The organism is Mycolicibacterium sp. SMGY-1XX (assembly GCF_059132455.1).
Genome location: NZ_CP101139.1, coordinates 4,488,213 through 4,505,827 on the forward strand (window position 1 = coordinate 4,488,213; position 17,615 = coordinate 4,505,827).

The window sequence follows — 17,615 nt, forward strand, 5'->3', positions numbered from 1 at the left end:
CGGGTGGAGTTCGACAACTACAAAGCGTCATACTTCTTGATGTGACGAGCGCTGTAGGCACTTCGGGAACCGCTATCACGTCGCGGATTCATTCGCTGAACAGACCCAATATGGTCAGTGTCGGCACCATCGTGTGGCTTTCCAGTGAGTTGATGTTCTTTGCTGGCCTGTTCGCGATGTATTTCACCGCGCGAGCCCAGGCGGGAGGTGACTGGCCGCCGGCACCGACCGAGCTGAACCTCGCCCTCGCCGTACCGGTGACCCTGGTGCTGATCGCATCGTCGTTCACCTGCCAGATGGGTGTGTTCGCCGCCGAGCGCGGTGACGTGTTCGGGCTGCGCCGGTGGTACACGCTGACGCTGGCGATGGGCACCTTCTTCGTGCTCGGCCAGGGCTACGAGTACATCCACCTCGTCGAGCACGGCACCACGATCCCGGGCAGCGCCTACGGCACGGTGTTCTACCTGGCGACGGGCTTCCACGGTCTGCACGTCATCGGCGGCCTCGTGGCCTTCGTCTTCCTCTTGGCCCGCACCAAGATGTCCAAGTTCACCCCGGCGCAGGCCACCGCGGCCATCGTCGTCTCGTATTACTGGCATTTCGTCGACATCGTGTGGATCGCGCTGTTCGCCGTGATCTATTTCGTTCGATGACACCACATCCGGAGAGCGGCCCATCTCCGCAGAGCAGCAACCCGACGAACAGGAGTGCTCGGTTGAAGATCTCGCGGTTCACCAGGACCGGCTCGCCGAAGTCCAAGCGGCGCACCCGCCGCCGGGTCTCGGCCGGTCTGCTGCTGCTGATCGCGTTGACGATGGCCGGCGGCCTGGCCGCCATCCTCACCCCCAAGCCGCAGGTGGCGGTCGCCGATGAATCTGCGTCGGCCCTCCTCCGCACCGGTAAGCAGCTGTACGACACCTCCTGCATCTCCTGCCACGGCGCGAACCTGCAAGGCGTCGGCGACCGCGGTCCCAGCCTGGTGGGCGTCGGCGAGGCCGCCGTCTACTTCCAGGTGTCCACCGGCCGCATGCCGGCGATGAGCCTCAACGCCCAGGCGCCGGAAAAGCCGCCGAACTTCGACGAGGCGCAGATCGACGCCCTGGGTGCCTTCATCCAGGCCAACGGCGGCGGACCCATGGTGGTACGCGACGAGAACGGTCAGATCGCCCAGGAGTCGCTGACCCACGGAAACGTGGCTCGCGGTGGCGACCTGTTCCGGCTCAACTGCGCGTCCTGCCACAACTTCACCGGCAAGGGTGGCGCGCTGTCGTCGGGCAAGTACGCACCCGATCTGGGTGACGCGAACCCGCAGCAGATCTACACCGCCATGCTGACCGGCCCGCAGAACATGCCGAAGTTCTCCGATCGGCAGCTCACCCCGGAGGAGAAGGCGGACATCGTTTCCTATGTCCGCGGCGCGGCGGAGACCCGCACTCCGGGCGGTTACGGCCTGGGCGGCTTCGGCCCCACCTCTGAGGGCATGGCTGTGTGGATTATCGGCATGGTCGCCATCATCGGTGTGGCGATGTGGATCGGGGCAAGGGCATGAGCGACGAACACGCACGCGGTAACGACCCGGACAACGTGAACCGGGGCACCGACAGCCCGGGTCAGACAGTCGACTCGGGCGACCCCACCGACGAGCAGCTGGCGCGGATGTCGCGCGAGGAGCTGCTCGCCCTCGGCGGGAAGCTCGACGGTGTCGACATCGTCTACAAGGAACCGCGCTGGCCCGTCGAGGGCACCAAGGCCGAGAAGAGGGCCGAGCGAGGTGTCAGCCTGTGGCTGCTGATCGGCGGCGCCAGCGGTCTGGCGCTGCTGCTGGTATTCCTGTTCTGGCCGTGGGAGTACAACCCGGACAGCATCTGGTACAACCTGGCCACCCCGCTGTACGGCCTCACCTTCGGTTTGTCGATCCTGGCGATCGGTATCGGCGCGGTGCTCTTCCAGAAGCGGTTCATCCCCGAAGAGATCACCATCCAGGACCGTCACGACGGCGCCTCTCCGGAGCTGCAGCGCAAGACCGTCGTCGCCAACCTGACCGACGCGCTCGAGGGTTCGACGGTCAAGCGCCGCAAGATGATCGGTATCTCGATGGGCCTCGGTCTCGGTGCCTTCGGCGCCGGCACGGTGGTGGCGCTTCTCGGTGGTCTGATCAAGAACCCGTGGAAGCCGGTGGTCCCGACGGCCGAGGGCAAGAAGGCCGTGCTGTGGACCTCGGGCTGGACCCCGCGGTTCGAGGGCGAGACCATCTGGCTGGCCCGCGCCACCGGCGATGCCCACTCCCCCTTCATCAAGATGCGTCCCGAGGACCTCGACGCGGGCGGTATGGAGACGGTGTTCCCGTGGCGGGAGTCCGACGGCGACGGCACCACCGTCGAGTCGCACCACACCCTGGCCGCCATCCAGATGGGTGTGCGCAACCCGGTGATGCTGATCCGCATCAAGTCGCAGGACATGTCGAAGGTGGTCAAGCGTCAGGGCCAGGAGAGCTTCAACTTCGGCGACTTCTTCGCGTACACGAAGGTGTGCTCGCACCTGGGCTGCCCGTCGTCGCTGTACGAACAGCAGACGTACCGCATCCTGTGCCCGTGCCACCAGTCGCAGTTCGACGCGTTGCACTTCGCGAAACCGATCTTCGGTCCCGCTGCCCGCGCGTTGGCCCAGCTTCCCATCACCATCGACCAGGATGGATATCTGGTCGCCAATGGTGACTTCATCGAACCCGTCGGACCTGCCTTCTGGGAGCGGAGATCATGAGTCCCAAACTCGCTGATGTGATGGCCAAGCAGGGTGATGCGATCGATTCGCGGTATCACCCCTCGGCGGCGGTCCGGCGCGGAATCCTGAACAAGGTCTTCCCCACCCACTGGTCGTTCCTGCTCGGTGAGATCGCGCTGTACAGCTTCATCGTGCTGCTGCTCACCGGTGTCTGGCTGACCCTGTTCTTCGATCCTTCGATGGCCGAGGTCACCTACAACGGCGTCTACGAGCCGCTGCGCGGTATCCAGATGTCGAAGGCCTACGAGTCGGCGCTCAACATCAGCTTCGAGGTGCGCGGCGGTCTGTTCGTCCGTCAGGTCCACCACTGGGCGGCATTGCTGTTCGCCGCCTCGATCATGGTTCACCTGGCCCGCATCTTCTTCACCGGTGCGTTCCGCCGGCCTCGCGAGGCCAACTGGGTCATCGGCTCGCTGCTGCTGATCCTGGCGATGTTCGAGGGCTTCTTCGGTTACTCGCTGCCCGACGACCTGCTCTCCGGCACCGGCCTGCGCGCCGCGTTCTCGGGTATCACGATGAGCGTCCCCGTCATCGGAACCTGGTTGCACTGGGCACTTTTCGGGGGTGACTTCCCGGGCACGATCATCATCCCGCGGCTGTACGCCCTGCACATCCTGCTGATCCCCGGCATCATGCTGGCCCTGATCGGTGCCCACCTGGCGCTGGTGTGGTTCCAGAAGCACACCCAGTTCCCCGGCCCCGGCCGTACCGAGAAGAACGTCGTCGGCGTGCGCGTCATGCCGGTGTTCGCCGTGAAGTCGGGCGCGTTCTTCGCCATGACGGTCGGCATCATGGGCCTCATGGGTGGTCTGCTGCAGATCAACCCGATCTGGGATCTGGGTCCGTACAAGCCGTCCATGGTGTCGGCCGGTTCGCAGCCGGACTTCTACATGATGTGGACCGACGGCCTGATCCGTATCTGGCCGGCGTGGGAGTTCTACATCGGCAACTACACGATCCCCCAGCCGTTCTGGATCGCGATCCTGATGGGCCTGGTCTTCACGCTGCTGATCGCGTGGCCGTTCATGGAGAAGAAGTTCACCGGCGACGACGCGCACCACAACCTGCTGCAGCGTCCGCGTGACGCTCCGGTGCGTACCGCGATCGGCTCGATGGCCATCGCGTTCTACATCCTGATGACCTTCGCCTGCATGAACGACATCATCGCGCTGAAGTTCCACATCTCGCTGAACGCGACCACGTGGATCGCCCGTATCGCGATGGTGATCCTGCCGCCGATCGTCTACTTCGTCGCCTACCGGTGGGCCGTTGCGCTGCAGCGTGCCGACCGGGCGGTGCTCGAGCACGGTATCGAGACGGGCATCATCAAGCGGCTGCCGCACGGTGCCTACGTCGAGCTGCACCAGCCGATCGGCCCGGTCGACGATCATGGCCACCCGATCGCGCTCGAGTACCAGGGTGCGTCGGTGCCGAAGAAGATGAACAAGCTGGGCTCCGGTGGCGCACCGGGCCGCGGCAGCTTCCTCTTGGCCGATCCGGTGACCGAGGACCAGGCGCTCACCGAGGCCGAGCATGCATCGCATCATCGGGCTCTCACGGCGCTGAAGGAGTACCAGGACAACGAGTACGGGTCCAACGGGCACTCCGACGGTCATCACCCGAACGGGTCGAACGGCCACCACTGAGAGACGGTTTCCGGCAGCGGCTGCGAGCACTTCCCGTGCTCGCGGCCGCTGTCGGCGTTTTCGACCCGGCCCGGGCGCCCGACGACCCGGTGCCGCTGTTTCACGAATGGTTCGGTCACGCCGTCGATTCCGGTGCGCCGGAACCGCATGCGATGACGCTGTCGACGGCGGACTCGGCCGGGCGGCCGTCGGCGCGGATGCTGATCCTCAAGGATCTCAGCGATGACGGATGCTGGCATTTCGCGTCCAGCGCGGCCGGCCGCAAGGGCCGGGACCTGGCCGCGAATCCCGTCGCCGCGCTGACCTTCTACTGGCCCTCGGTGGGCCGGCAGATCCGTATCGAAGGTACTGTCACCGCCGATCCCGACGAGGTCGCAGCGTCCGATTTCCTGGCCCGCTCCCCCACCGCCAGGGCGGTGGCCGCCAGCGGAACCCAGAGCGCCCCGTACCGCGATTCCCGCGAGCTCACCGCGGCTGTCGCGGCGGCCGATACCGAGGCGGTGCCGCCGGACTGGCGCTCCTATGCCGTGCGCGCCGACACCGTGGAGTTCTGGCAGGCCGATCCGGGCCGGCTGCACACCCGGCTGAGGTACCTCAGATCCGACGGGTGGGCGCGGGAACTGTTGTGGCCCTAGCTCAGTCGGTGTCGACGGCCAGCGCGCCCCGCAGCTGGCGCAGATAGGCGACCGGCAAGGCGATCATCGCCAGGGTGATGACGCCGGCCACTCCGTAGGCCACCCACGAGGCGGTCGACTTGTCCACGGCCATCAGATAGGTCGCCACCCCCACGGCCACGTACGCCAGACCGATGGCGGTCAACACGCCCAGCCCGCAGCGTAGCCACATCCGGTCCAGGAACGCCGCCGAGATGGCCGTGCTCGAGTGCCGCGCGGGCGTGGGGCCCGGGTAACCGGGAGGATCCTGGTCGGCCAGCATGGCCCGCGCCTGAACGGTTTTCGGCCCGGGCCGAGGTGGTGGCGGCGGCTCCTCGACGCTGCGACGGGCGCGCAGCAGCAGCGGCACCGCCAGGACGATCACCAGCGCGGAAATCCCGATCACGGTGTACAGCAGCCACGGGGTGTCCGGATCTTCGACCGGTGCGGTGGAATGCGCCTCGCCGAGGTTCACCAGGGCCACGCCGGCTGCCACCGCGACGCCGAGTGCCGCCAGCCATGCCACCGCACAGGCGGCCATCAGCCCGCGATCGATGACCTCTGGTGAGTCCGAGAACCGGTTCTCCGGGCGCCAGGCCACTAGTTGCTCCCCCGTTTCGTGCGGTTCGCCGCGCTGCGGAATCCGGCGGTCAGCAATTCGTCTGCGCTGCGTTGCCGTTGTTCGACGACAGCACCGTGCCGTCGCTGGTGGTGATCGCGCAGTTGAGCCGGCTGACCAGGAACAGGCTCGACGCCTGCACCGAACCCACCTCGGACTGCGAGATGGGTGTCACCGTCAGCGACCACGGGATGTAGACGTTCCGCTGGGTGCGGCTGCGTCCGGACGCGTCGGTGTAGGTCACCGAGATGATGTCTCCGGGCGCTTTGGTGCCGGTGATCGAGTACGTGACCTGTCGGGGACCCGCCGGCGTCGTGGTGGTCGGCGGCGGAGGTGGCGGCGCCTCGGTGGTGGTCGGCGGCGGCGGAGGTGGTTCCTCGGTCGGTGGTGGCGGAGGCGGTGGAGGCGGCTCCGGGGTCACCGTCACCGTCTCCGTCGGCGGTGGTGGCGGCGGCGGGGGTGGTTCGGTGGTGGTCGGCGGCGGTGGTGGCGGCGGCGGGGTCGTGGTGGTGATCTCGTCCTGCACCGGCGGCCGGGTGGTGGTGGAGGTGCCGGGGTTTGCCACGTCGTCGGTGTTGGTGCTCGTCACCAGCAGCGACACCGACACCACCAGGGAGATGGCGGCGATGATGGCGGTGACACCGACCACCCACGGCCACCGCGGCGGCCGCGCGTCCTCGGCGGCTTCCCCGCCGTCGTAACTGTCGTAGTCGTAGAGATGGGGGTCGGCCGGTACGTAGGGGCCGGTGCTGAACTGCTCGGCCTCGGGGGCGGAGTAGGCGCGGGACGGGAACTCCGAAGGCACCAGGTCGGTGCCGTACTCGGTGCTCAGGTCCTCGTCGAAGCCACTGCCGGGGACGTCGCCGTCAGGGGTCGACGTGGGATCCCGGTCGTCACCGGAGTCCGGTCCCGGGGGATTCGGCCCGCTCATGTCCGCCTGTCCTTCTCCGCTACAACACCCGCGACAGGCCCCGAAGAGGATTGCTCACAGAGCTGTCGTGCCTCGGCAACACTACCCAACCATTGCGGCGGAACGAGGGATGACAGACCGTGGCTGGGTCAGCCGATCGGTGCAGACCTCAGTGCTTCTCGGGGCCCCAGTAGTACTCGAAGACCAGACCACCGGCCGAGGTCAGCACGAACACCACACCGGCGACGATCAGCCAGGGCAGCCACAACGCGGCGCCCACAGCGGCCGTCGAGAAGGACAGCGCGATCAGGATCGGCCACCAGCTGTGCGGGCTGAAGAAGCCGAGTTCGCCTGCGCCGTCACTGATCTCGGCGTCCTCGTAGTCCTCGGGACGGGTGTCGAGGCGGCGGGCCACGAAACGGAAGAAGGTACCGATGATGAGCGACAGTCCGGCGGTCAGGACAAGTGCCGTGGTGCCCGCCCACTCGATGCCACCGTTGGCGTAGAGCGCTGTCAGGACGCCGTAGACGATCGCGGCGAGCACGACGAACGCGGTCAGGATCTCGAACAGCCTGGCTTCGATATGCATGCTGGTTTCTCTCTACGTCTCAGTTACGCACCGGCGGTGCCTGCTCACCGCGGCGGGTGTCGAACGGCCGGGTGGTGATCGCCACCGGATCCTGGCCGATGGCCTGCAGTGCTTCGGCGTTGGTGGCCTCGGGCCGGCCCTCGCGGTACTCCAGATACGCCTTGAAGTCGTTGGGCTCGACGACCCGGACCTCGAAGTTCATCATCGCGTGGTAGGTGCCGCACATCTCGGTGCAGCGCCCGACGAACGCTCCGGTCTCCAGGATCTCGCTGATCTGGAAGATGTTGTCGGAGTTGTTCTCCTTCGGGTTGGGCAGCACGTCCCGCTTGAACAGGAACTCCGGCACCCAGAAACCGTGGATGACGTCGGCGGAGGCGATCTGGAACTCGATCCGCTTGCCCTTCGGCAGCACCAGCACCGGGATCTCGTTGCTGGAGCCCAGCGTCTCGATCTTGTCGAAGTTCAGGTAGCTGCGGTCCTCCGGGTTCAGGCCGTTCAGCGGGCCCACCTCTTCGTGGCCCTCTTGACCCTCACCCTCGCCGGCGCGGTGCTCACCCTGATCGGGCCGCGAGGTCATGGCCTCTTTGCGCTCGTTGTCCACCCCGTCGTAGTCGAGGGTGCCGTCGGCGAAGGCCACCTTCTGATAGCCGAACTTCCAGTTCCACTGGAAGGCGGTGACGTCGATGACGACCTCGGGGTTGGGTTCCTTGGCCAGCATGGTCTCCTGCACCACCACGGTGAAGTAGAACAGCACCGAGATGATGAGGAACGGCACGACGGTCAGCACCAGTTCCAGCGGCATGTTGTAGCCGAACTGCCGGGGCAGCTCGGTGTCGGTGGCCTTCTTGCGGTGGAACACCGAGGTCCAGAACAGCAGGACGTAGACGATCCCGCCGACGACGAACGAGGCCGCCACCGAGCCGATCCACAGTTCACGGTTCAGGTGAGCCTCGGGGGTGATGCCTTTCGGCCAGCCCAGGGCCAGCGCCTCGGTGAGACTGCAGCCGCTGAGGACGACAGCCAGCACACCGAACGTGACCGCCAAAGCCAAAGCCCTGAGCCGACGAGAACGGCGGGTCTTCACGCTGGCGCCTCCTGTGTTCAGTCGTGTCGCAGTCGCCCTAGCAGTCGCCCTAGAAGCAGCAATGACACGGCGGATTTCCGTCGAATACTACGCAGCGTAGACCACGCCCTCCAGCCGAGGCGTAAGCACCTCACCGCTTGTCTTCCACCGCCGCTTGGCATACTTGGCGGCGATGTGCGGACTGGTGGCTCTGCTGTGTGAAACGGCTCGGCCCGTCACACCCGAAATCGTCGACGCGGTGGCGGGCGCGTCGCATCTGATGCGACACCGCGGCCCCGATGAACCGGGCACCTGGTCCGACGATCGGGTGGTGTTGGGCTTCAACCGGCTGTCGATCATCGACATCGCCCACTCGCACCAGCCACTGCGGTGGGGACCGCCGGAGTCCCCGGACCGCTACGTGCTGGTGTTCAACGGCGAGATCTACAACTACGTGGAGTTGCGCCAGGCACTGCGGACCGAGTTCGGCGCACAGTTCCACACCGAAGGCGACGGCGAGGCCATCATCGCGGCCTACCACCACTGGGGGGTCGACGCGCTCCCCCGGCTCCGGGGCATGTTCGCGTTCGCCCTGTGGGACACCGCCACCGGCGAGCTGTTCTGCGCCCGCGACCCGTTCGGCATCAAACCGCTGTTCATGGCGACCGGCCCGGGTGGGACGGCCGTCGGCAGCGAGAAGAAGTGCCTCACCGACCTCGCGGGTGTCCTGGGGATCGACGTCGGCGCCACCGGGATCGACGACCGCGCGGTGCAGCACTACACCGTGTTGCAGTACGTGCCCGAACCGGAAACGCTGCACCGCGACGTGCGCCGGCTGGAATCGGGCTGTTATGCCCGGATCCGCCAGGGCGCGGCCCCCGAGGTGTCGCGGTACTTCACGCCCAAGTTCCCGGTGAGCCCGTTCGTGGCCGGTGGTGAGCAGGCCCGCTACGACGAGATCACCAGGGTCCTCGAGGACTCGGTGGCCAAACACATGCGCGCCGACGTCACTGTGGGCGCGTTCCTGTCCGGCGGCATCGACTCCACCGCCATCGCCGCATTGGCGATCCGGCACAACCCGAAGCTGATCACCTTCACCACCGGGTTCGAACGCGAAGGCTTCTCCGAAGTCGACGTGGCGGTGGCCTCGGCCGAGGCGATCGGCGCCCGGCACGTCGCCAAGGTGGTCAGCCCGGCCGAGTTCGTGGCCGCCCTGCCCGAGATCGTCTGGTATCTCGACGAGCCGGTGGCCGACCCCGCGCTGGTGCCGCTGTACTTCATCGCCAAGGAAGCCCGCAAGCACGTCAAGGTGGTGCTTTCGGGCGAAGGCGCCGACGAACTGTTCGGCGGTTACACCATCTATCGGGAGCCGTTGTCGCTCAAGCCTTTCGACTATCTCCCCCGCCCGGTCCGGCGCTCGCTGGGCCGCGCGTCGAAACCCCTGCCCGAAGGGGTGCGCGGCAAGAGCCTGCTGCACCGCGGCTCACTGACCCTCGAGGAGCGCTACTACGGCAACGCCCGCAGCTTCTCCGATGACCAGCTGCGCACCGTACTGCCGGGCTTCCGCACCGACTGGACCCACACCGACGTCACCGCCGAGGTCTACCGGCACTCGGCCGGCTGGGATCCGGTGGCGCGCATGCAGCACCTGGACCTGTTCACCTGGCTGCGCGGCGACATCCTGGTCAAGGCCGACAAGATGACGATGGCGAACTCGCTGGAACTGCGGGTGCCGTTCCTGGATCCCGAGGTGTTCGCGGTCGCGTCCCGGTTGCCGCTGGATCAGAAGATCACCCGGACGACGACGAAGTACGCGCTGCGCCGGGCGCTGGAACCGATCGTGCCCGCACATGTCCTGCATCGCGCCAAATTGGGCTTCCCGGTACCGATCCGGCACTGGCTGCGGGCCGGGGAGCTGCTCGAATGGGCCTACGAAATCACAGCCATGACCGAGACCTCCCAGGCGGGCCGGCTGGTGGACATCGCCGGAGTGCGCCGGATGCTCGACGAACACCGCACCGGCGCCAGCGATCACAGCCGCCGGCTGTGGACGGTGCTGATCTTCATGCTGTGGCACGCGATCTTCATCGACGGCACGGTGACCCCGCACATCGAGGAACCCACCTACCCCGTCGAGCTGTAGACACCAAAGCCGCCCAAACCGACGTTTGGGCGGCTTTGTGCGAGGCGGATCCCGGCATTTCGCCGGGTTCGGCGGGTGTTTACAACAGCGCGGCGGCGATCTCGGATTCGGCCTCGGTGCCGTAGGCGTCGGCCAGGCGTGGCAGCGCGGCGGCCTTGTCCCAGGTCCACTCCTGCGGGCCCGGGGCCTCGAGCACCAGGGTGGCCACCAGCGAGGCCAGCTGCGCCGACCGCTCCAGGCTCAGCCCGGCGCTGCGGCCGGTGAGGAAGCCGGCGCGGAATGCGTCACCGATGCCCGTCGGGTCATCCTTGTGATGCTCCGGCACCACGCCGACGTGCACGAACGTACCGTCGGAGCCGACCAGATCGACGCCCTTGGGCCCCAGGGTGGTGACCCGCAGCCCGATCTGGCTCATCACCTCGGCTTCCGACCAGCCGGACTTCTGCAGCAGCAGATCCCACTCGTAGTCGTTGGTGAACAAGTAGGTGGCGCCGTCGATGAGGCGGCGGATCTCGTCGCGGTCCAGCCGCGCCAGCTGCTGCGACGGGTCGGCCGCGAAAGCCAGTCCGAGAGCGCGGCATTCCTCGGTGTGCAGGAACATCGCCTCGGGGTCGTTGGCGCCGATGATCACCAGCTCGGGGGTGCCGACGCCTGCGACGACGTCAGCGAGCGCGATGTTGCGGGCCTCGGACATCGCGCCGGGATAGAACGACGCCAGCTGCGCCATGTCCTGATCGGTGGTGCACACGAACCGGGCGGTGTAGGCGCTCTCGGACACCAGCACCTGCGAGCAGTCCACCCCGTTGGACTCCAGCCACTGGCGGTACTCGTCGAAATCGGAGCCCACGGCACCCACCAGAGTGGGGCTTCCGCCCAGGATGCCGATGGCATATGCCATGTTGCCGGCGACGCCGCCGCGGTGCATCACCAGGTCGTCGACGAGAAAGCTCAGGGACACCTTCTGCAGGTGCTCGGCCAGCAGCTGCTCGGCGAAGCGGCCCGGAAAACGCATCAGGTGATCCGTTGCGATCGATCCGGTCACGGCAATGGTCACGTGCAGCTCCATCCAGTTTTCTCGGGTGCCTCGGGGAAGGGCGCACTCGACCCTACCGGTGCCCACGTATCCGATCATCTCCTCCCGGGTGCGATAACCTCACCAGCAGAACCGCCACGGGCGTGCCGAAGCGACCGCCGTCCACGCCACCGCCGGCCGCCGGCGACAGGCGCAACCCTCGGGGAGAAATCATGTCCGGCCCATATCCGCCGTACCAGGGTGTCGGCGCGCCGGGGTCCGACCGCCAGCCCGAACCGCCCGCTTACAACGCGAACATCGGTCAGGCCTGGGGCCCGTACCGCCCGCCGGAACCACCGCTGCCGCCGAGCGCACCGTTCCCCCCGGGACCGGCACCCGGGCCGTACCCCGGTCCGGGGCCCGCGCCGGTGCCGTATCCGAAGCGCAGCCGGTGGAAGCCGCTGCTCGCCGCCGCGCTCGCGGCCGCGGTGATCATCGCTGTGGTGGTCGCGGTGGTGCTGCTGGGCCGCGGCGACGACAGCCGGGGCGGCGCGGTGCTGACGACGGCCACCGCCCAGGAGGCCATCCAGGGATATCTGGATGCGTTGTCCGACGGCGATCTGCAGACCATTTCCCGCAACGCCCTGTGCGGCCTCTACGACGGGGTGCGGGACCGGCGCTCCGATGATGCGCTGGCGCGGCTGAGCAGCGATGCCTTCCAGAAGCAGTTCTCCAGCGCGCAGGTCACCGGTATCGACACGATGGTGTTCGCCTCGCCGAGCAGCGCCCAGGTGTTGTTCAGCATGCAGGTGGTGCCCACCGCGGGGAACCGGGGCGGCGATGACGTCCGTCAGGGCGTCGCCCAGCTCCTCGCTTTCGGCGACGACGTGCTGGTCTGCTCGTACGTACTACGCACAGCGGGCACGTTCTGAGCTGGTGCTCGGAACGTGCCCGCCGGTGAGATCAGGTGATCAGTTGAACGAGTCGCCGCAGGCGCAGGAGCCCGTGGCGTTGGGGTTGTCGATGGTGAAACCCTGCTTCTCGATGGTGTCCACGAAGTCGATGGTGGCGCCCTGGATGTAGGGGGCACTCATCCGGTCGACGGTGAGGTTCACTCCACCGAATTCGACCACCAGGTCACCGTCGAGTGTGCGGTCGTCAAAGAACAGGTTGTACCGCAGGCCGGCGCAACCGCCCGGCTGTACCGCGATCCGCAGTGCCAGGTCATCACGACCCTCCTGGTCGAGCAGCGACTTGGCCTTGGCCGCCGCGGCATCGGTCAGGATTGCGCCGTGGGTATCGGTGGTCGCCGACTCGTGTTGAACAGTCATTGCGTCTCCCTCGTGACAAGCATGTAGTGGGCCTGAACCCAGTATCTGCAACTGTACAGATTCTTCCCGCATTCCCGAGGCCTGGCGGCGATGTCCGCCGCCTACCGGTCGAGCGGTGTCCACCGCCTATCTGGCGAGTTCTGCCGCCGTCTTTCGCGCCAGCCCGGCCAGCTGATTGGCCGCGTCGTCGATGGCGACCTGCACAGATCCGGCGAACTCGGCAACGGCGAACGCCGCGGCGATACCGGCGTCGCGCAGGGTATCGGTGTCCAAGGTCACTTGCCCGGCCAGCACCAGGACCGGGATCCGGTGTGCACCTGCCCCGCCGGCCAGCGCGCTGACCACCTTGCCGTGCAGCGATTGGTCGTCGAAGCGGCCTTCCCCGGTGATGACCAACTCGGCGACGGCCACATCGTCGGCCAGCCGGGTGTGCTCGGCGATGATCGCGGCCCCGGATTCGCGCCGCCCGCCCAGGGCCAGCAGTGCCGCGCCCAGCCCTCCCGCGGCCCCGGCCCCGGCGTCGCCGCTGATCGGCCGGCCCGCCACCGCGTCCAGCTCGGCGCCCCATTCGGTGAGCCGCTTCTCGAGCAACTCGACAGTGGCCGGGTCGGCGCCCTTCTGCGGCCCGAAGACGTGCGCGGCCCCCATCGGGCCCAGCAGCGGATGCTCCACGTCGGAGGCCACGATCAGCTCGATGCCGGCCAGCCGGTCACGCGCGGCCTGCAATCCCCCGAGCGCCTCGATCATGCCGCGGCCGCCGTCGGTGGTGCTGCTGCCGCCGAGGCCGACGGCGATGCGGGCGGCGCCTGCTGTGAGCGCCGCGTCGACCAGCTGTCCCACGCCGTAGGTGTGGGCGGCCAGCGCCGTCTGGACCGTCGGCGGCCCGCCCAGCAGCGTCAGACCGCACGCCTGCGCGCACTCGATGTAGGCGGTGGGACGTGCGGGATCGGTGACCGGATCGAACACCCACTCGGCGTCCACCGAGCCGTCGCCGGGCGGGTCCAGTGGGCCGCAGACCCGGCTGTGCCGCAGTTCGCCGAGCCTGCTGGCCAGCACGCCGACGAAGCCGGGGCCGCCGTCGGACTGCGGAGCCAGGGTCAACTCGTCGCCGGGCCGCGACTGCTGCCAGCCGACGGCGATGGCCTGGGCGGCCTCGACCGCGGTCAGCGTGTCACCGAAACAATCGGGCGCTATCAGCACTCTCAACCCCGACTCCTGCGCGCCCGTCATCAGTGCAGATTAAGGTGCGCCCATTGCAGGTGCATTTCCGGGGACGGCTGTATCCCAAGTAACCTGGCGGTGTGAAATTGTTGGGCCGCAAGAACGACGACGGAGAGTCGAAAGACGTCGAATCCACCCCGGTGGTCGAGACCACCGACGAGGTGGCGGCGGGTACCGCACCCAAAGGGCGGCCCACTCCCAAACGCGACAGCGCCAAGCGCCGCGGCCCCGTCGCCCCGGCTCCGATGACCACCAAAGAGGCCCGCGCCCGCCGCAAGGCGATGGCCGGGCCGAAGTTGTCGAAGGAAGAGCGCAAGGCCGAGCGCGCCGAGCGGCGGTCGGTGACGAACGAGCGCCGCGAACGGATGATGGCCGGCGAAGAGGCCTACCTGCTGCCGCGTGACCAGGGCCCGGTGCGGGGTTATGCCCGCGACATCGTGGATTCCCGGCGCAACCTGCTCGGGCTGTTCATGCCCGCGGCCCTGTTCCTGATCTTCGTCATGCTGGCCGTGCCGCAGGTGCAGTACTACATCTCCCCCGCGATGCTGGTCCTGATCGCGATCATGGCGATCGACGGCATCTTCCTGGCCCGCAAGGTCAACAACGCCGTGGACGTGAAGTTCCCCGACAACACCGAAGGCCGCGTCAAGCTCGGCTTCTACGCCGCCAGTCGCGCCTCACAGTTGCGCCGCATGCGTGCGCCGCGCCCCCGCGTCAACCGCGGCGACAAAGTCGCCTGACCGACCACGAGATGGTGCTGCCGTCGTTTCCGTCTGTCGTCGCACCTGATGCCGAGGCAGCCGCGGCCGCCGCTGCGCGCCAGGCCACACTGACCAAGCCGCCGGGCTCTCTCGGCCGGCTCGAGGCGTTGTCTATCTGGGTGTCTGCCTGCCAAAGCGCCTGTCCGCCAAGGCAATTCGAACGCGCCCGGGTGGTGGTGTTCGCCGGTGACCACGGTGTCGCACAGGCCGGGGTGTCGGCGTTTCCCCCTGAGGTGACCGCGCAGATGGTGGCCAACATCGCCGAGGGCGGGGCGGCGATCAACGTACTCGCCGACGTGTCCGGCGCCTCGGTACGCGTCGTCGACATCGCCGTGGACGCCGAGCCCGCCACCGACCGGATCGGCGCGCACAAGGTACGCCGCTCCAGCGGCAACATCGCCGTCGAGGATGCGATGACCGAGGACGAGACGGTCGCTGCCGTCACCGCCGGCGCCCGCATCGCCGACGAGGAGGTCGATGCCGGGGCCGACCTGCTGATCGCAGGCGACATGGGCATCGGAAACACCACCGCGGCAACGGTTCTGATCGCCACGCTGACCAACACCGAACCCGTGCTCGCGGTCGGCCGCGGTACCGGTATCGATGACGCGGGCTGGAAACGCAAGACCGCGGCGGTGCGCGACGCGCTCTACCGCTCCTACCGGGACCGCTTCGACACGCTGGCCCTGCTGCGCATCGGCGCGGGCGCGGACCTGGCCGCGATGGCCGGTTTCCTGGCCCAGGCGGCCGTCCGGCGCACCCCGGTACTGCTCGACGGCGTGGTGGTCACCGCCGCGGCGCTGGTGGCCGAGCGGTTGGCGCCGGGCGCGCGAGCCTGGTGGCAGGCGGGGCACCGGTCCACCGAACCCGCGCACACCCACGCGTTGGCGCAGCTGGAACTGGAACCGATCCTCGACCTGCAGATGCGTCTCGGCGAAGGTACCGGCGCGGCCATGGCACTGCCGGTGCTGCGGGCGGCCGTGGCCACGTGCGCGCAGATGGCGACGTTCGACTCGGCCCGGATCGCCGGCGGTTCCACTGCCCCGTGATGACCTCGGTGTTGGGCGCGTTCTCGTTCGCGACGGTGCTGCCGATCCGCACGCAGGCGCCCATCGGCCGGGGCGCCCTGACGGCTCTACCCGTTGTCGGTGTGGTACTGGGGGTGTTGGCGGCCGGGGTGGCCTACGGGACCTCGACGCTGTTCGGCGGTGTGTTGCCGGGCCTGCTCGCGGTGGCGGCGCTGCTGCTGGCCACCCGTGGTCTGCACATCGACGGCCTGTCGGACACGGTCGACGGCCTCGGGTGTTACGGCCCGCCGGAGCGGGCCCTGACGGTGATGCGCGGCGGTACCGCGGGCCCGTTCGGGGTGGCGGCGGTGGTGCTGAGCATCACCGTCCAGGGTGCGGCGTTCTCCGCCCTCGACCCGGTGGCCATCGTGGTGGCGGTGGCCGCGGGACGGGTGGCGGCGGTGCTGACGTGCCGCCGGTCGGTGCCCGCCGCGGCCGGTAGCGCGCTGGGCGCGCTGGTGGCCGGCACCCAACCGGCCTGGGTGGTGGCGGTGTGGGTGGCGTTGCTCGCGTGGGCCGCCGGCTGGGCGACGCCGCGACCGTGGCAGGGCCCGCTGGTGGTGCTCGTGGCACTGGCGTTGACGGCGGCCCTGGTGGCGCATTGTGTGCGCCGGTTCGGCGGGATCACCGGGGACGTGCTGGGCGCCGCCATCGAGCTGACGACGACGGTCACGGCATTGGGACTGCTGGCCGGCGCTTAGTTGAGGCGGGCCATCCAGCCGTGGGTGTCGGCGAAGGTGCCGCGCTGGATCCCGGTCAGGGTGTCGCGCAGTGCCATGGTGACCTCGCCGGGCTCGCCGTCGGCGATGGTGAACTCACCGTCTCCGTACTTGACGTGTGACACCGGGGTGATGACGGCGGCGGTACCGCATGCGAACACCTCGGTGATCTCGCCGGCGGCCACACCCTTGCGCCACTCCTCGACATCGATCTTGCGTTCCTCGATGGCGAAGCCGGCGTCGGTGGCCAACTGCAGCAACGAATCCCGGGTGATACCCGGCAGCAGGGACCCCGACAGCTCCGGGGTGACCAGGCGGGCCGACCCGCCGCTGCCGAACACGAAGAACAGGTTCATCCCGCCCATCTCTTCGATGTAGCGGCGTTCGATCGCGTCGAGCCACACCACCTGATCGCAGCCGTGGGCGGACGCCTCGGCCTGCGCCAGCAGCGAGGCGGCGTAGTTGCCGCCGAACTTGGCCGCGCCGGTGCCGCCGGGGCTGGCCCGGACGTACTCGGTGGACAGCCACACGCTGACCGGCTTGATACCGCCCTTGAAGTAGGCGCCGGCCGGGCCGCCGATCACCAGGTAGCGGTATTCGTTGGCCGGGCGCACACCGAGGCCGGGTTCGGTGGCGATGATGAACGGCCGCAGGTACAGCGACGCTTCCCCGCCTGCGGCCGGCACCCAGGCCTCGTCGACGGCGATCAGCTGCCGCAGCGACTCGATGAACACGTCTTCGGGCAGTTCCGGAATGGCGATGCGGCGGGCCGACCTGCGCAGCCGCGCGGCGTTGGCTTCCGGTCGGAACGAGACGATGGCGCCGTTGCTCCAGCGGTAGGCCTTGAGCCCTTCGAAAACCTCCTGCGCGTAGTGCAGGACGACGGCCGACGGATCGAGCTGGATGGGGCCGTAGGGCAGCACCTCGGCGTCGTGCCAGCCGCGGCCTTCGGTGTAGCTGATCGAGACCATGTGGTCGGTGTGATAGCGCCCGAATCCCGGATCTTGCAGGATTGCGGCCCGTACCTCGTCACTTGCCGGTGCAGTGTTGCGGGCAAGGCTGAATTCGAGGTGGCCGTTGGTCATGCAGCGATTGTATAA

Annotated in this window: 18 protein-coding genes; 10 read left to right on the forward strand and 8 right to left on the reverse strand. The window is 68.2% G+C overall.

What is annotated here, in order from left to right:
• Nucleotides 1-41 precede the first annotated feature (41 nt).
• The 5 genes from ctaE to NL241_RS21650 are packed head-to-tail and all read left to right on the forward strand — an operon-like array spanning nucleotide 42 to nucleotide 5,062.
• Complete coding sequence (gene ctaE / locus NL241_RS21630; protein WP_487696860.1) at nucleotides 42-653, forward strand: aa3-type cytochrome oxidase subunit III; 612 nt, start codon at nucleotides 42-44, stop codon at nucleotides 651-653.
• Nucleotides 650-1,549 (forward strand): cytochrome bc1 complex diheme cytochrome c subunit, encoded by a 900-nt coding sequence (qcrC, locus tag NL241_RS21635; RefSeq protein ID WP_487696861.1) that lies wholly within the window; start codon nucleotides 650-652, stop codon nucleotides 1,547-1,549. Before ctaE ends, qcrC begins: the two co-directional genes overlap by 4 nt.
• Nucleotides 1,546-2,760 carry a cytochrome bc1 complex Rieske iron-sulfur subunit gene (gene qcrA, locus NL241_RS21640; protein WP_487696862.1) on the forward strand — a complete coding sequence of 405 codons (1,215 nt, stop codon included), beginning with the start codon at nucleotides 1,546-1,548 and terminating at the stop codon, nucleotides 2,758-2,760. The genes qcrC and qcrA overlap by 4 nt, the downstream gene beginning before the upstream one ends.
• Nucleotides 2,757-4,427 carry a cytochrome bc1 complex cytochrome b subunit gene (gene qcrB / locus NL241_RS21645; RefSeq protein WP_494394985.1) on the forward strand — a complete coding sequence of 557 codons (1,671 nt, stop codon included), beginning with the start codon at nucleotides 2,757-2,759 and terminating at the stop codon, nucleotides 4,425-4,427. The genes qcrA and qcrB overlap by 4 nt, the downstream gene beginning before the upstream one ends.
• A 35-nt stretch (nucleotides 4,428-4,462) precedes the next feature.
• Nucleotides 4,463-5,062 (forward strand): pyridoxine/pyridoxamine 5'-phosphate oxidase, encoded by a 600-nt coding sequence (locus tag NL241_RS21650; protein ID WP_494394986.1) that lies wholly within the window; start codon nucleotides 4,463-4,465, stop codon nucleotides 5,060-5,062.
• Nucleotide 5,063: 1 nt separating this feature from the next.
• Here the strand turns inward: NL241_RS21650 and NL241_RS21655 are convergent, their stop codons facing one another.
• From NL241_RS21655 to ctaC, 4 genes are all read right to left on the reverse strand, one after another.
• Nucleotides 5,064-5,681, reverse strand: a complete 618-nt coding sequence (locus NL241_RS21655) for a DUF2561 family protein (protein ID WP_487696864.1) — start codon at nucleotides 5,679-5,681, stop codon at nucleotides 5,064-5,066.
• Between the two features lie 49 nt (nucleotides 5,682-5,730).
• Nucleotides 5,731-6,630, reverse strand: a complete 900-nt coding sequence (locus NL241_RS21660) for an MmpS family transport accessory protein (protein ID WP_494394987.1) — start codon at nucleotides 6,628-6,630, stop codon at nucleotides 5,731-5,733.
• Between the two features lie 148 nt (nucleotides 6,631-6,778).
• A complete protein-coding gene (locus NL241_RS21665; protein ID WP_487696866.1) occupies nucleotides 6,779-7,198 on the reverse strand; it encodes a cytochrome c oxidase subunit 4 in 420 nt (139 codons plus the stop codon).
• 19 nt (nucleotides 7,199-7,217) lie between these two features.
• A complete protein-coding gene (gene ctaC, locus NL241_RS21670) occupies nucleotides 7,218-8,282 on the reverse strand; it encodes an aa3-type cytochrome oxidase subunit II (RefSeq protein WP_487696867.1) in 1,065 nt (354 codons plus the stop codon).
• Nucleotides 8,283-8,454: 172 nt separating this feature from the next.
• Here ctaC and asnB point away from each other — a divergent pair, with 172 nt between their 5' ends.
• The gene (gene asnB / locus NL241_RS21675) at nucleotides 8,455-10,404 is read left to right on the forward strand and encodes an asparagine synthase (glutamine-hydrolyzing) (RefSeq protein ID WP_494394988.1); all 1,950 of its coding nucleotides are present in this window, start codon (nucleotides 8,455-8,457) and stop codon (nucleotides 10,402-10,404) included.
• Between the two features lie 79 nt (nucleotides 10,405-10,483).
• Here the strand turns inward: asnB and NL241_RS21680 are convergent, their stop codons facing one another.
• A complete protein-coding gene (locus NL241_RS21680) occupies nucleotides 10,484-11,458 on the reverse strand; it encodes a carbohydrate kinase family protein (protein ID WP_487696869.1) in 975 nt (324 codons plus the stop codon).
• Between the two features lie 191 nt (nucleotides 11,459-11,649).
• Here NL241_RS21680 and NL241_RS21685 point away from each other — a divergent pair, with 191 nt between their 5' ends.
• Nucleotides 11,650-12,348 carry an Rv0361 family membrane protein gene (locus NL241_RS21685; RefSeq protein ID WP_487696871.1) on the forward strand — a complete coding sequence of 233 codons (699 nt, stop codon included), beginning with the start codon at nucleotides 11,650-11,652 and terminating at the stop codon, nucleotides 12,346-12,348.
• Between the two features lie 39 nt (nucleotides 12,349-12,387).
• Here NL241_RS21685 and NL241_RS21690 read toward each other — a convergent pair whose 3' ends face one another.
• A complete protein-coding gene (locus tag NL241_RS21690; RefSeq protein ID WP_487696873.1) occupies nucleotides 12,388-12,747 on the reverse strand; it encodes a HesB/IscA family protein in 360 nt (119 codons plus the stop codon).
• A gap of 126 nt (nucleotides 12,748-12,873) precedes the next feature.
• Nucleotides 12,874-13,953 (reverse strand): glycerate kinase family protein, encoded by a 1,080-nt coding sequence (locus NL241_RS21695; protein WP_487696900.1) that lies wholly within the window; start codon nucleotides 13,951-13,953, stop codon nucleotides 12,874-12,876.
• Nucleotides 13,954-14,108: 155 nt separating this feature from the next.
• Between NL241_RS21695 and NL241_RS21700 the strand changes: the two genes are divergently transcribed.
• From NL241_RS21700 to NL241_RS21710, 3 genes are read left to right on the forward strand one after another with little or no spacing between them, the layout of a single operon-like run.
• Entirely contained in the window at nucleotides 14,109-14,708 is a 600-nt protein-coding gene (locus NL241_RS21700) for a DUF3043 domain-containing protein (RefSeq protein WP_487696902.1), read from the forward strand.
• Between the two features lie 11 nt (nucleotides 14,709-14,719).
• Nucleotides 14,720-15,778, forward strand: a complete 1,059-nt coding sequence (gene cobT / locus NL241_RS21705; protein ID WP_494394989.1) for a nicotinate-nucleotide--dimethylbenzimidazole phosphoribosyltransferase — start codon at nucleotides 14,720-14,722, stop codon at nucleotides 15,776-15,778.
• A complete protein-coding gene (locus NL241_RS21710) occupies nucleotides 15,775-16,497 on the forward strand; it encodes an adenosylcobinamide-GDP ribazoletransferase (protein WP_487696876.1) in 723 nt (240 codons plus the stop codon). The genes cobT and NL241_RS21710 overlap by 4 nt, the downstream gene beginning before the upstream one ends.
• On the opposite strand, the gene NL241_RS21715 is transcribed toward NL241_RS21710, so the two are convergent.
• The gene (locus NL241_RS21715) at nucleotides 16,494-17,600 is read right to left on the reverse strand and encodes a branched-chain amino acid aminotransferase (protein ID WP_487696878.1); all 1,107 of its coding nucleotides are present in this window, start codon (nucleotides 17,598-17,600) and stop codon (nucleotides 16,494-16,496) included. The genes NL241_RS21710 and NL241_RS21715 overlap by 4 nt on opposite strands.
• Nucleotides 17,601-17,615 lie beyond the last annotated feature (15 nt).